This window comes from Stenotrophomonas sp. PS02297, assembly GCF_029959705.1.
Lineage (GTDB): Bacteria > Pseudomonadota > Gammaproteobacteria > Xanthomonadales > Xanthomonadaceae > Stenotrophomonas > Stenotrophomonas nitritireducens.
In genome coordinates this window covers 19458-32643 of the sequence record NZ_JASCOS010000033.1, presented here as the reverse complement: position 1 = coordinate 32643, position 13186 = coordinate 19458, and the positions used below count along the sequence as shown (strand labels likewise).

Annotated in this window: 13 protein-coding genes; 9 read left to right on the top strand and 4 right to left on the bottom strand. The window is 69.9% G+C overall.

Annotated elements, in window-relative coordinates:
* From QMX80_RS08985 to hemH, 4 genes are all read right to left on the bottom strand, one after another.
* On the bottom strand, positions 1-1760 hold a 1760-nt coding region (locus QMX80_RS08985), incomplete at its 3' end, for a methyl-accepting chemotaxis protein (RefSeq protein WP_282276576.1).
* Positions 1757-2305, bottom strand: a complete 549-nt coding sequence (locus QMX80_RS08980) for a hypothetical protein (protein ID WP_282276575.1) — start codon at positions 2303-2305, stop codon at positions 1757-1759. The genes QMX80_RS08980 and QMX80_RS08985, both read right to left, overlap by 4 nt.
* A gap of 220 nt (positions 2306-2525) precedes the next feature.
* The gene (locus QMX80_RS08975; protein WP_282276574.1) at positions 2526-3374 is read right to left on the bottom strand and encodes an alpha/beta hydrolase; all 849 of its coding nucleotides are present in this window, start codon (positions 3372-3374) and stop codon (positions 2526-2528) included.
* The gene (gene hemH, locus QMX80_RS08970) at positions 3371-4333 is read right to left on the bottom strand and encodes a ferrochelatase (protein WP_282276573.1); all 963 of its coding nucleotides are present in this window, start codon (positions 4331-4333) and stop codon (positions 3371-3373) included. The genes QMX80_RS08975 and hemH overlap by 4 nt, the downstream gene beginning before the upstream one ends.
* Positions 4334-4694: 361 nt before the next feature.
* Between hemH and QMX80_RS08965 the strand changes: the two genes are divergently transcribed.
* The 9 genes from QMX80_RS08965 to QMX80_RS08925 all read left to right on the top strand — a co-directional run bounded on the left by QMX80_RS08965 (position 4695) and on the right by QMX80_RS08925 (position 13172).
* Positions 4695-5591, top strand: coding sequence for a lipid-binding SYLF domain-containing protein (locus tag QMX80_RS08965; protein ID WP_055765603.1), 897 nt, complete (start codon positions 4695-4697; stop codon positions 5589-5591).
* 75 nt (positions 5592-5666) lie between these two features.
* Positions 5667-5894, top strand: a complete 228-nt coding sequence (tatA, locus tag QMX80_RS08960) for a Sec-independent protein translocase subunit TatA (RefSeq protein ID WP_282276570.1) — start codon at positions 5667-5669, stop codon at positions 5892-5894.
* 16 nt (positions 5895-5910) lie between these two features.
* Entirely contained in the window at positions 5911-6327 is a 417-nt protein-coding gene (gene tatB, locus QMX80_RS08955) for a Sec-independent protein translocase protein TatB (protein WP_282276569.1), read from the top strand.
* Positions 6324-7070: a twin-arginine translocase subunit TatC gene (gene tatC / locus QMX80_RS08950; RefSeq protein ID WP_055765593.1), complete on the top strand. Its 747-nt coding sequence runs from the start codon at positions 6324-6326 to the stop codon at positions 7068-7070. Before tatB ends, tatC begins: the two co-directional genes overlap by 4 nt.
* 107 nt (positions 7071-7177) lie before the next feature.
* The gene (locus tag QMX80_RS08945; RefSeq protein ID WP_282276568.1) at positions 7178-10546 is read left to right on the top strand and encodes a response regulator; all 3369 of its coding nucleotides are present in this window, start codon (positions 7178-7180) and stop codon (positions 10544-10546) included.
* Positions 10485-10778 carry a response regulator gene (locus QMX80_RS08940; protein ID WP_282276566.1) on the top strand — a complete coding sequence of 98 codons (294 nt, stop codon included), beginning with the start codon at positions 10485-10487 and terminating at the stop codon, positions 10776-10778. Before QMX80_RS08945 ends, QMX80_RS08940 begins: the two co-directional genes overlap by 62 nt.
* Complete coding sequence (locus QMX80_RS08935; protein ID WP_055765590.1) at positions 10763-11614, top strand: CheR family methyltransferase; 852 nt, start codon at positions 10763-10765, stop codon at positions 11612-11614. Before QMX80_RS08940 ends, QMX80_RS08935 begins: the two co-directional genes overlap by 16 nt.
* Entirely contained in the window at positions 11611-12186 is a 576-nt protein-coding gene (locus QMX80_RS08930; protein ID WP_282276565.1) for a chemotaxis protein CheB, read from the top strand. Before QMX80_RS08935 ends, QMX80_RS08930 begins: the two co-directional genes overlap by 4 nt.
* The gene (locus QMX80_RS08925; protein ID WP_282276563.1) at positions 12183-13172 is read left to right on the top strand and encodes a diguanylate cyclase; all 990 of its coding nucleotides are present in this window, start codon (positions 12183-12185) and stop codon (positions 13170-13172) included. The genes QMX80_RS08930 and QMX80_RS08925 overlap by 4 nt, the downstream gene beginning before the upstream one ends.
* The last annotated feature ends 14 nt before the right edge of the window (positions 13173-13186 follow it).

The following is a 13186-nucleotide window of genomic DNA, read 5'->3' as shown; positions in this document are numbered from 1 at the left end:
GAGGCGACCACGGCAAAGCCGCGGCCCTGCTCGCCGGCGCGTGCGGCTTCCACCGCGGCGTTCAAGGCCAGGATGTTGGTCTGGAAGGCGATGCCGTCGATGACGCTGATGATGTCGGCGATCTTCTGCGACGAAGCCTCGATGGCCGACATGGTGGCGACCACCTGGCCGACAACTTCGCCGCCCTGCGAGGCGACGCCGGCTGCGCCCTGCGCCAGCTGGTTGGCCTGGCGGGCGTGTTCGGCGTTCTGGCGCACGGTGGAGGTCAGTTCCTCCATCGAGGCGGCGGTCTCTTCCAGGTTGGCGGCCTGCTGCTCGGTGCGGCGCGACAGGTCGTTGTTGCCCGAGGCGATCTCGCCGGCGGCGCTGCTGATCGCCGACGAGGCGCCCTGGATGCGGCTGACGATCGAGGTCAACTGGTCGACCGTGGCATTGGCGTCGTCGCGCATCTGCGCGAACACGCCGCGGAAATCGCCTTCCATGCGTGCGTCAAGATCGCCCTGCGAAAGCGTGCGCATCACCCTGGAGACCTGGTCGACACTGCCGGCGATGGAGTCCAGCAGGTTGTTCAACTGCACCGACAACTGGTGCAGGAAGCCATCCTTGCCGTCCAGTCCGATGCGCGCGGACAGGTCCCCGGCGATGGCGGACTCCACGAGCCGGCTGACTTCCCGTTCCACTTCCAGTTCGGCGGTGCGGTCGGCCCATTCCACGACGTAGCCGATGCGATGGCCGTCGCCGTCGGTGATCGGATTGATGATCTGGCGCATCACATGGTTGCCGATGGTGATCTGCGCGCGATGGGTGCCGCGCAGCCCGCCCAGCAGCCGGCGCTGGTGCGCCGGGTGCCTGTGGAAGATGTCGATGTTGCTGCCGACCAGCGTCTTCATGTCGAAGTTCGGCAGGTCGCGGCGGATGTCCTGCTCGGCCCGGCCCAGCAGGTCGAGCAGTGGCCGGTTGGCATGGAGGATGTTGAGGTCGGCGTCGGCGATCATCACGCTGGTGGTCACTTCGTCCAGCGCGGTGCGGATGCCTGCGTTCTCCCGTGCCAGCCGCTGTTCGCCGGCCTGCCGGCTGTATATCTGGTCGCTCATCAACACCAGCGCCTCGGCCAGCGAACCGCGCGGGAACCGCATGCGCGCCATTTCCTCCGGTACCGGCCGGCTTTCGGCCACGCCGCGGGCCAGCTCGGCCAGCCGCCGCGGGCCGTGGCCGAGCGAATCGACCTGGCGCCGGAGTTCGATGGCCATGACGCAGATGAAGCCGGTTTCCAGCACCACGTAAGCGGCATGCACCAGCACGATGCCGAAACCGCTGTCGGGCGCGAAGGCGCGTATCGGCAGGCCGCGGCTCTGCAGCCAGTAGAAGGCCAGGTGGTGCACGGCGATGCCGGCGGCGGCGGCCACCACCGGCAGCCAGTCGCGGTAGTACAGCAGCAGCGCCAGCACCACGAACACGCCGAAATGCATTTCGACCAGGCCGTGCGACTGCTGGATCATCACCGCCACCAGCGCCATCAGCACCAGTGCCACGGTCACGCTGGCCAGGCGGGTGCCGCCGGCCAGGCGCAGCTGCACGGCCATCAGCGCCAGCCCCGGTACCGCCACGACGAGGAACGGCAGCCATTGCCCGTACCAGAACGCCAGCCCCAGCGAACCTGCGCCCAGCAGCAGGGCGAAGGAGAGGAACAACCGGTCGGCCTTGACGGCCAGGCCGCGGGCATAGACGCTGGCCCGGGGAGAATGGGGGGAATCGGTCATCGAAGGGGCAACCTGGGAGAGGAGGGACGTCGGGGCGATGTGCAGGCGCAGGAGGCGCCGACGAGGGCGGTGCCGGTGCGGGCGAGCAGCTGCGGCAGCCATTGCCGCAGCCGGGTAGCGGGCGGGCCGTTGCCGCAGAGAGCGGGGTCGGGCACCAAGGGGCCGGCGTAGACCAGACGATGGCCGGTGGCGAGGATCATTACCTCGTGCGTTCCGTCTTCCACTTCCGTCGCGATGGCCTGGCCATCGGCGGCCTGCATTGCGGTGGCCAGCGTCCGCCAGGCCGGGTCCCCGTCGCCCTCGGGGCTGCAGGCGCAGCCGGGCGCGAGGCGGATGGCCAGCGGTGCCTGCTCGCTTCCAGCGGGAAGCCGGCCAAGCAGGTGCGCCAGTGAACGTTCGGCGTCGGCCAGGTCGCCTGCCCGCCAGGACGGGGGCTGCAGATGGGCCAGTGCCATGGCCGCCCAGCCCAGCCAGAAGGCAAGCAGCAGGCCGCCTGTCAGCAGACGGGCTTTGCCGGGGGTGGGAGCGGAGCGGGGAGCGGACACGGCGACGCCAGGGGGAAAGGGAAAGCCACGGACATGTGCGGGTCGGGTGCGGCCTTCGGGAGAGGTCGTGCCTCACGGCAATGGACGTTTTGCTCCACGCGCTATCGGCCGTTCGCGCCGGTTCTTTAGCTGCAGGAAGCCGCCGGCGCAGCGCCAGGACGACGCCGACACCCGCGCCGCTGGAGGCCGGCCGGGATTTTCCCGGGCGGCCCGGGCCGCATTACAGGGACAGCAGGAAATCCCGGATCAGCGCCGCCACCGCTTCGGGCTGGTCCATGTGCAGGTGGTGATGGCCGGGCAGGGTGTGCAGGCGGCCATGGCGCAGCAGGGCCGCGCGCTGGCTGCGTCCGGGTTCGGGAAAATACGCCTGTGCGGGCGTGGCGTAGATCACCTGCGCCGGGCATTGGATGGCCGCGAGCACGTCGCGCGCCTGGTCCTCGGTCATGCGCACGGCGGTGGGCAGCATCAGCCGCGGATCGCTGCGCCAGCTCCAGCCGCCCTCGACCGGCCGCACGCCGCGCTCGACCAGCAGCCGCGCGGAGGCTTCGTCCAGCTGATTGGCCAGCATGCGCGCGCGTACCGGCGCGGCCAGGTCGGCGAACACGCGCAGTTGTTTGTCGCCGAGCGCGGCCAGCGCCGCCACGTGCGCGCGCAGCCGGTCGACGGTCTCTCCCGCCGGGGCGGCGAGCCCGCCGAGCGCTTCGATGGCGACCAGCGCCTGCGCCCGCTGCGGCGCCACCGCCGCCACAAGGCTGGCGATGGCCGCGCCCATCGAATGGCCCAGCAGCACGCAGCGCTCCCAGCCCAGCGCATCCATGATCGCCAGCACCTGCACGATCGCCTGCGGCGTGGTGTAGGCCGCGTCGGCGGGCAGGTGGTCGCTCAGGCCGTGTCCGGGCAGGTCGACCAGCGCCCAGTCCAGCTCCGGCAGCTGCGCCGCCAGCGGGACGAAGCTGGCCGCGTTGTCGAGCCAGCCGTGCAGCGCCAACACCGGCAATCCGCCGCGGGTGCCGGTGCGGAGCCCGGCGACATGCAGGCCGCCGGCATCCAGTTCGAACGGCGTGGTCATGCGCCCTGCGTGGCGGCCAGCGCGGCCAGCGCGCGGGCGTGGGCCGGCGCGTCGTTCAGGCAGGGGATGTAGCGCATGCTGGCGCCCCGTTCGGCTACGGTGGCGGCGAAACCCATCGCCACTTCCTCCAGGGTTTCCAGGCAGTCGGTGGCGAAGCCGGGGCAGACCACGTCGAGCGTCTTCGTGCCGGCCTCGGCCAGCGCCCACAGCGTGGGCTCGGCATAGGGCTGCAGCCAGCGTTCGCGGCCGAAGCGCGACTGGTAGGCCAGCTGCCAGTCGCCGTCGCCCAGTTCCAGCGCCGCGGCGATCGCGCGCGCGCTGGCCTCGCAGCGCTGCGGATACGGGTCGCCGGCGTCGGCCAGCCGCTGCGGGATGCCGTGGAAGGAGAACACCAGCCGGTCGCCGCGGCCGTGCCTGCGCCAGTAATCGCGGATCGAATCCGCCACCGCCGCCACCCACCGCGGGTCGTCGGCGTAGTCGCGGATGGTGTGCACGTCCACGTCGCGGTGACGGGCCTGCCACTGCCGCACCATGTCCTCGACCGAGGCGGTGGTAGTGGTCGAATACTGCGGGTACAGCGGCAGCACCACGATGCGCTCGGCGCCTTCGGCGGCCAGTGCGTCCAGTGCCGGCAGCAACGCCGGCCGGCCGTAGCGCATGGCCTCGCGCACCTGCCAGTGCGGCAGTTCGCTGGCGATGTTCGCGACCAGGCGGTGGGTGTGGACCGCCAGCGGCGAGCCCTCCGGCAGCCAGACCTGCGCGTATTTTTGCGCCGAGCGGCCGCCGCGCAGCGGCAGGATCAGGCCGTGCAGCAGCGGCTTCCACAGCAGGGGCGGGATCGAGACCACGCGCGGGTCGCTGAGGAACTCGGCCAGATAGCGACGTACCGCAGGGGCGGTGGGTGTCTCGGGCGTGCCTAGATTGACCGCGAGCAGCGCGGTAGTGGGGGCGTCGGACATGCGCTCATTGTGGCTGAAGTGCAGGATCGAGTGGAGGGGCGGCGGCAGGGAAGGAGGATGGGCGGCGGAGGGAGCCGAAGCCGGGATCGGGCCGTCGTCGCCATGCGAGCGCGCCCGCCCATGCATTCCAGCAAACGAAGGCACAGGCCGGAGATGTGGCCGGACATGCTCTGTCGAGGTCGAGGTCGAGGGGCGGTCGGCAAGCACCCGCGTGGAAGGAATTGTGCGGCGGACGAATCAGGGAGGCCTGGCGAATCGAGGCGGGCCGTCGCCCTTCTTTCGTTCCTCGCCTGTTCATCGCCCCGCTTCCAATCTCGGTGCCTTGCCGTATCTTTCCGTGCACCGACCTGTGGAGTCCGCCATGCGCCGCCTGCCGTACCTTGCCCTGCTGCTGTCCGCCAGCCTGTTGTCCGCCAATGCCGTGGCCGGGCCGCAGGAGGACCAGCGCGCCCGCAATGCCGTGCGCGTGCTGAGCGAAATCCAGGAAATTCCCGAGCAGGCCATCCCCGACAAGCTGCTCGACGAGGGCCGCGCGATCATCGTCATCCCCGACACGATCAAGGCCGGCCTGGTGATCGGCGGCCGTCGCGGGCATGGCCTGATGTCGGTCAAGACCGCGGACGGCAGCTGGTCCAACCCGGTGTTCGTCAAGCTCACCGGCGGCAGCATCGGCTTCCAGGCCGGCGTGCAGTCCTCCGACGTGATCCTGGTGTTCCGCAACAACCGCAGCCTGGACAACATCGTCAACGGCAAGTTCACCCTGGGCGCCGACGCCGGCGTGGCCGCCGGTCCGGTCGGGCGCAGCGCCGCCGCCGCCACCGATGGCCAGCTCAAGGCCGAAATCTGGTCGTGGTCGCGCGCGCGCGGCCTGTTCGCCGGCGTGGCGCTGGATGGCGCGGTGCTGTCCATCGACGATGCCGCCAACCTCGACGCCTACGGCCAGGGCACCACGCCGCGCATGATCCTCGAAGGCCGCCTGAATGCGGCGCCGTCCAGCGACGTGGTCGCCTTCCGCGACCGCCTGGAGGAATCCACCTACTCCGCACGCGAGAAGCGCGGCACCCAGGGCAGCGCCGCGCCGGTAGCCTCGTCGGCGCCCCGCGCGCAGGCGGTCACCGTGTCCGGCAGCCCGCAGCAGGGCGCCGAGGCCACCACCCAGCCGCTGCAGCCGGCCACCGCCGAGCCCGTGCCGCAGCAGGGGTTCCAGCCGGTATCCGAAGGCGAGATCCGCACCGAGTCGCTGGACGGCAACAACTGACCTTCGGCACGGGCATCCGTCGGGGCCGGGTGCGCTATGCTCGTCGGCCTCCACACCGAATAACGCGAGCGGATCATGGGCAGTTTCAGCATCTGGCATTGGTTGATCGTGCTGGTCATCGTCGTGCTGGTGTTCGGCACCAAGCGGCTGACGAGCGGCGCCAAGGATCTGGGCAGCGCGGTCAAGGAATTCAAGAAGGGCATGCGCGAGGACGACACGCCGCCGGCGCGCCTGAACGACGAGTCGCGCGAGCGCGAACCCAGCCGCGACACGCAGGCCGAGCGCGACCGCGAAACGCGCTGACCCACGGGCTCCAGGCGTGTTCGATATCGGCTTCGGCGAACTGCTGCTGATCGCGGTGGTGGCGCTGGTGGTGCTGGGCCCGGAACGGCTGCCCAAGGCGGCGCGCTTCGCCGGGCTGTGGGTACGCCGCGCCCGCAACCAATGGGATTCGGTCAAGCAGGAGCTCGAGCGCGAGCTGCAGGCCGAAGAGCTGCAGCGCAACCTGCGCAGCGTGCGCCAGTCGGTGCAGCAGACCGAGCGCGAGCTGCAGGACGGCGCCACGCAGCTGCAGGGCGAGGTCGATGCGCTGCGCCGCGAGGTCGATGCGCCCGCCACGACTGCGCCGCCGGCCACCGATGCCGAAGCGGCGCCGGAAGCCCTGCCGGCGCCTGCCGCCGATGCGGTCCAGGAGCAGGCAGCGGCGGTTCCTGAACAGCAGGAGCGCACGCCATGAGCGACGGCTTCAACGAGAGCCCGCTGATCGAGCACCTGATCGAGCTGCGCGCGCGCCTGGTGCGCGGGCTGCTGGGGCTGGGCCTGGTGCTGTTGGCCCTGCTGCCGTTCGCGCGCACGCTCTACAGCCACCTGGCAACGCCGTTGATCTCGCAGCTGCCCGCCGGGCAGACGATGATCGCGACCAACCCGGCCGGCGCGTTCTTCGCCCCGCTCAAACTGACCTTCTTCACCGCCGTGTTCATCGCCGTGCCCTGGCTGCTGTACCAGGCCTGGGCGTTCGTGGCGCCGGGCCTGTACGCGCGCGAGAAGCGCCTGGCCCTGCCGCTGCTGGGGTCGGCCGTGGCGCTGTTCTATATCGGCTGCGCGTTCGCCTACTTCCTGGTGTTGCCGGCGGTCTTCCATTTCCTGACCACCTTCCGCCCGGATGTCATCGCGATCACTCCGGATGCCAACGCCTACCTGGACTTCGTGCTGGCGATCTTCTTCGCCTTCGGCGCCAGCTTCGAGCTGCCGGTGGCGATGGTGATCCTGGTGCTGCTGGGCTGGGTGACGCCGCAGCAGCTGCGCGAGGGGCGCGGCTACGCCATCGTCGGCATCTTCGTACTGGCGGCGGTGCTGACCCCGCCGGACGTGGTCTCGCAGCTGATGCTGGCCATCCCGATGTGCGTGCTTTACGAACTGGGCATCCACGCCGCGCGCTGGCTGCTGCCGCGCGACCGTGAAAGGAACGTCACGTCCTGACAGGCATCATGAATGGGGTACGCCGGCGGATCCGGATTACCTTTGATGTCCACTGAAATCCGAAGCGCCACCGGGGGGTGGCGAGGCTGCATCCGGGGGGGAGCCGAGTGAGCGACAGGAACTGGATCAACAACGTGCCCCTGCTGGGCAAGATGCTGGCGGCATTCGGGCTGGTGTTCCTGTGTTTCCTGGCTACCAGCGTGGTCAGCTACCGCACCTCCGGGCAGGACGACGACGCGCGCAGGCGCGAAGGCCGCCAGATCGAGGTGATACGTCACGTCGAGGAAGCCATCCAGGCGGTGCGCCTGCAGCAGGTGGCGATCCGCGACTACCTGCTGGGCGAGGGTGAGCAGGCCCTGCAGACCCTGCGCGCGCAGCGCGAGCACCGCGACCAGGCATTGGCCGAGGCGCTGAAGGCCGGCACCGACATCCAGAACGAGCGCGTCCGCCGCGCCTCGGTGCAGGCCGTCAGCTGGGACGCGCAGGTGCAGGCCGGCCTGGTGCCCGATGCGGCTTCGCAGGAAGGCGGCGACACCCTGGCGGCCGCCCGGCGGCAGTTCCATGCGGTCAGCACCGGCCAGGGCGACGCGCTGGCGGCGACCCTGGCCGAGATCTACGACATCGAGGTCAACACCCTGCTCGACGAGCGCGGCGCGATGAGCCAGTGGATCGCGCGCGCGCATGGCATCTCGTTGTTCCTGCTGGTGGCCGGGCTGCTGATCATCGTCGGCACGCTGTGGATGCTCTCGCGGCTGGTGGTCTCGCCGATCAACCGCCTCACCGGGAAGATGACGCGCCTGGCCGACGGCGACCTCGACGTGGACATCAACGGCCTGGAGCGCGGCGACGAGATCGGCGCGATCGCCCGCGCGCTGGAAGTGTTCCGGCGCAATTCGCTGACCTCGCGCGAGGCCAACTGGATCAAGCTCAGCGTGGGCGAGGTGGGCGCCGCGCTGCAGCCGGCGCAGACGCCCGGCGACTACGCGCAGGCACTGGTGTCGGAGATCGCGCCGCGCATCGGCGCCGGCATCGGCGTGCTGTTCCTGTGGGACGAGGAGGCCGGCGAACTGCGCCTGCAGGGCAGCTACGGGTTCCAGCGGCGCAAGCACCTGGGCCTGCGCTACGGCCTGGGCGACGGCCTGATCGGACAGGCCGCGCTGGAGCGCAAGCGCATCGGCGTGCAGCAGGTGCCCGACGAGTTCTTCGGCATCCACTCGGCGCTGGGCGAGGCGCCGCCGCGGCACCTGGTCGCGGTGCCGCTGCTGCTGAAGGAACGCCTGCTGGGCGTGTTCGAATTCGGCGCGTTCCAGCATTTCACCCCGACCCAGGAAGCCTTCATCGACGCCGTGCTGCCGACCGTAGCGCTGGGCCTGGACAACATCCGCCGCGCCGAGGAGACCCAGCTGCTGCTGGAGCGCACCCAGGCCCAGGCCGAGGAGCTGCAGCGCTCCCAGGTGGCGCTGCAGGCGCAGGAAGAGGAGCTGCGCGCCACCAACGAGGAACTGCAGGGCAAGACGGTCGAACTGGAGGAGCAGGCCCAGCGCCTGTCCGCCTCGGAGGAGGAACTGCGGGTGCAGGCCGAGGAACTGCAGGCCTCCAACGAGGAGCTGCGGCAGAAGACCGAGGTGCTCAACGAGCAGAAGGACGTGCTGCAGGTGCTGCAGCGCGACACCGAGTTCAAGGCGCAGGAACTGGCGCGCGCCAGCCAGTACAAGACCGATTTCCTGGCCAACATGTCGCACGAGCTGCGCACCCCGCTCAACAGCCTGCTGATCCTGTCCAAGGAGCTGGCCGAGAACGAAAGCGGCCATCTCGACGCCGAGGAGGTGGAAGCGGCGGCGGTGATCCACGATTCCGGCTCCAACCTTCTGCGCCTGATCAACGACGTCCTCGACCTGTCCAAGATCGAGGCGGGCAAGATGGACATCCACCGCGAAGAAGTGAAGGTGGAATCGATCACCCGCGAGGTGACGCGCCACTTCCGCCACATGGCGGTGGAGAGCCGGCTGGAATTCGCCATCGACCTGGATCCGCAGGTGCCCGATGCGCTGGTGACCGACCGCTCCAAGCTGCAGCAGATCCTCAACAACCTGCTCGGCAATGCCTTCAAGTTCACCCGCGAGGGCAAGGTCACCCTGCGCCTGTCCATGGCCGACGACGCGCTGCTGGGCCGCATCGGCGCACCGGCCGGTCGTGCCCACGTGGCGCTGGCGGTGCAGGACACCGGCATCGGCATTCCCGCCGAGCGCCTGGATTCGATCTTCGAGGCGTTCGAGCAGGTCGATTCCAGCACCAGCCGCCATTACGGCGGCAGCGGACTGGGCCTGGCCATCGCGCGCCGCCTGGCGCAGCTGCTTGATGGCCACCTGGTGGTGGACAGCGAGCAGGGCAAGGGCAGCAGCTTCGCGCTGGTGCTGCCGCTGCTGGCGTTGCCGTCCGGCGCCGCCGCCGAAGTGCCGGCCGCGGTGCAGGCGAAACGGCCGCCGGCGCAGCAGCCCGCGCGTACGGTCGCCGCACCGCTGATCGACTGGATACCCGACGACCGCCACGCCATCGCCGCCGGCGACACGGTCATCCTCACCATCGAGGACGATCCCGCGTTCGCCCGCATCCTGGTAGACCTGATCCGGCGCAAGGGCCACCGCGCGCTGGCCGCGGCCGACGGCGAGAGCGGCCTGGAGCTGGCGCGTCGCTACCGCCCCACCGGCATCCTGCTCGACGTGATGCTGCCGGGCATGGATGGCTGGTCGGTGATGCAGCACCTCAAGCACGACCCGGTGACCGCGGCGATCCCGGTGCACTTCATTTCCGCCGTCGACGAGGCCGCCAAGGGCGTGGCGCTGGGCGCGGTCGGTTACCTGACCAAGCCGGTGGACCGCAAGGCGCTGATCGCCGCGTTCGACCACCTGCTGGAGGTCGCCGGCAAGATCGTGCGCAAGCTGCTGCTGGTGGACGACGACGACGATTCGCGGCTGGCGCTGACCCGCCTGCTGCAGGCCGACAACGTCGAGATCGACCAGGTCGCTTCCGGCGAGGAAGCGCTGGAGCGCATCGCCACCCACAGCTACGACTGCATCGTGCTGGACCTGAACCTGGGCGGCATTTCCGGCATCGAGTTCCTGGAGCGGGCGGTCAACCTGGTGGCGGTGCCGCCGGTGGTGATCTATTCGGCGCAGGAGCTCAGCCGCGAGGAAAGCCTGAAGCTGCGCCAGTACACCGACAGCATCGTGATCAAGGGCAAGCGCTCGCCCGAGCGCCTGCTCGACGAGGTCAGCCTGTTCCTGCACAGCATCGGGTCGCGCGGCGCCAACGCCACGCCGTCGGACGACACCCAGCTGGGCGGGCGCAAGCTGCTGCTGGTCGACGACGACATGCGCAACCTGTTCGCGCTGTCCAAGTCGCTGCGCGCGCGGCATGAACGTGGTCCTGGCCCAGGACGGCTACAAGGCGCTGCAGCAGCTGCAGGAGAACGGTGACATCGAGCTGGTGCTGATGGACATCATGATGCCCGGCATGGATGGCTACGAGACCACCCGCGAGATCCGCCGCCAGCCGCAGTGGGCCGAGCTGCCGATCATCGCGGTGACCGCCAAGGCCATGCACGGCGACCGCGACAAATGCCTGGAAGCCGGCGCCAACGATTACCTGACCAAGCCGGTGGACCTGGACAAGCTGTTGTCGATGATCCGCGTATGGCTGCAGAAATAGGCGCCGGCCGCGAGGACATCGACGATATCGAGGTGGACGCCTTCGTCCAGGCGATGGCGCGGCGTCACGGCTACGATTTCAGCGGGTATGCGCCGTCCTCGCTGAAGCGGCGCGTGCTGCAGCTGGTGCAGGCGCTGGGCGTGGCGCACGTCGGCGAGCTGACCGCGCGCGTGCTGCGTGACGATGCGATGGTGCCGCAGGTGATCGCGCGGCTGTCGGTGCCGGTGTCGGAGATGTTCCGCAACCCGGCGGTGTTCCGGAAGCTGCGCGACGAAGTATTCCCGGTGCTGGCGTCCTACCCGCACATCAACATCTGGCAGGCTGGCTGCGCGCACGGGCAGGAGGTCTATTCGCTGGCGATCCTGCTCAAGGAAGCCGGCCTGTACGAGCGCTGCCAGATCTACGCCACCGATTTCAGCGACGAGGCGCTGGCGCGCGCGCAGGAAGGCATCTTCCCGATCCGCGACGCGCGCCTGTACTCGGAAAACTACCTGGCCGCCGGCGGCCGCCACACGCTGTCGGACTACTACCACGCCCGCTACGACTTCATGAAGCTGGACGAGCGGCTGAAGGAGCGGGTGACCTTCGCCAACCACAACCTGGTCTGCGACGGGGTGTTCTGCGAGGCGCAGTTGGTCCTGTGCCGCAACGTGCTGATCTATTTCTCCGACGCGCTGCAGGACCGGGTGCTCGGCCTGTTCCGCGACAGCCTGTCGCGCGGCGGCTTCCTGTGCCTGGGCAACCGCGAATCGATCCGCTTCGCGCCCAGCGCCCGCGACTTCGCGCCGCTCGATGCCGAGCTGCGCCTGTACCGCAACACGGGAGCGGCGACGTGAGCGCGCAGCCGTCGCCGCTGGCGGTCGTGGTCGGGTGTTCGGCCGGCGGGCTGGCGGCGCTGCACCTGCTGCTCGGCGGCCTGTCGCGGCCGCTGCCGGCGCCGGTGGTGCTGGTCTGCCACAGCGGTTCGGAGGACATGCGGCTGTTCTGCGAGCTGCTGGCCGGGCGCAGCGGCCTGCCGGTGCGCGAGGCAGAGGAGCGGCAGCTGCCGCAGCCCGGGCAGGTGTACGTGGCGCCGTCCGGCTATCACCTGCTGGTCGAACACGACGGTCGCTTCGCGTTGAGCGTCGATCCGCGCGTCGCGTTCTCGCGTCCCTCGATCGACGTGCTGTTCGAGTCGGCGGCCGAGGCCTGGCGCGAACGCCTGCTCGCGGTGGTGCTCACCGGCGCCAACTCCGACGGCGCGCATGGCTGTCGGAGGATACGCGCGCTCGGTGGCCGCGTAATCGTGGAAGATCCGCGTACGGCGCAGGTCCCGATCATGCCCGCGGCAGCGCTCGAACTGGCCGGCGCCGACCATTGCCTGCCGCTGGCCGACATTCCCCCCTTGCTGGAAACGCTATGCCCATGACCAAGCCGGCTGCCCTGCAGCGCCCGAAGATCCTGGCGGTCGACGACAACCCCGCCAACCTGCTGGTGATCCGCCGGGTGCTGGCCAAACTCGACGTCGAGGTGGTCGAGGCCGCGTCCGGCAACGATGCGCTCAAGGCCACGCTGGACTCGGAGTTCGCCCTGGTCCTGCTGGACGTGTACATGCCCGACATCAACGGCTTCGAGGTGGCGGAGATCCTGTCGCAGGAAGAAGGCACGCGGCAGACGCCGATCATCTTCGTCACCGCGACCTACGCCGACGACGTGCACCGGCTCAAGGGCTACGGCTTCGGCGCGGTGGATTACATGGCCAAGCCGCTGGACGCGACCATCCTGCTGTCCAAGGTGCAGGTGTTCCTGGAGCTGTACCGGCACCGGGTCGCGCTGCGCGATGCGCTGCGCGAGCTGTCCGAGCGCAACCGCCAGCTCGAGCTCGAGGTCGAGCAGCGCCGGCAGATGGAGCAGGAAATGCGCCATCTGGCCATGCACGACATGCTCACCGGCCTGCCCAACCGCGCGCTGTTCATGGACCGCCTGGAGAACGCGCACCATCGTGCGGTGCGCAACGAGGGCATGTTCGCCCTGGTCTATGTCGACGTGGACGGCTTCAAGGGCGTGAACGATACCTGGGGCCATGCCGCGGGCGATGCCCTGCTGGTGGAACTGGCGCGCCGGCTGCGCGGCTCGCTGCGCGAGAACGACACGGTCGCACGGCTGGGCGGCGACGAGTTCGCGCTGGTGCTGGAAGACCTGGAGGACGTGGACGCGGCCAGGCGCCGGCTGGAGGACGTTCGGCTCTGCCTGCAGGCGCCGATGGCCCATGTCGGCGACAACGGCGAAGTGAGTCTGGCCATCGCCGCCAGCATCGGCCTGGCGACCTATCCGGCCGATGGCGCGGAGGTGGGGATGCTGCTGCATGCCGCCGACCAGGCGATGTACCTGGTCAAGCGCGCCCGCGAGCGCTGAACCGTGGCGGCTGG

Coding starts and splice junctions, on each gene's coding strand:
- QMX80_RS08975 (WP_282276574.1), bottom strand. CDS start 3,374: ATGACCACGCCGTTCGAACTGGATGCCGGCGGCCTGCATGTCGCCGGG.
- hemH (WP_282276573.1), bottom strand. CDS start 4,333: ATGTCCGACGCCCCCACTACCGCGCTGCTCGCGGTCAATCTAGGCACG.
- QMX80_RS08965 (WP_055765603.1), top strand. CDS start 4,695: ATGCGCCGCCTGCCGTACCTTGCCCTGCTGCTGTCCGCCAGCCTGTTG.
- tatA (WP_282276570.1), top strand. CDS start 5,667: ATGGGCAGTTTCAGCATCTGGCATTGGTTGATCGTGCTGGTCATCGTC.
- tatC (WP_055765593.1), top strand. CDS start 6,324: ATGAGCGACGGCTTCAACGAGAGCCCGCTGATCGAGCACCTGATCGAG.
- QMX80_RS08940 (WP_282276566.1), top strand. CDS start 10,485: ATGAACGTGGTCCTGGCCCAGGACGGCTACAAGGCGCTGCAGCAGCTG.
- QMX80_RS08935 (WP_055765590.1), top strand. CDS start 10,763: ATGGCTGCAGAAATAGGCGCCGGCCGCGAGGACATCGACGATATCGAG.
- QMX80_RS08925 (WP_282276563.1), top strand. CDS start 12,183: ATGACCAAGCCGGCTGCCCTGCAGCGCCCGAAGATCCTGGCGGTCGAC.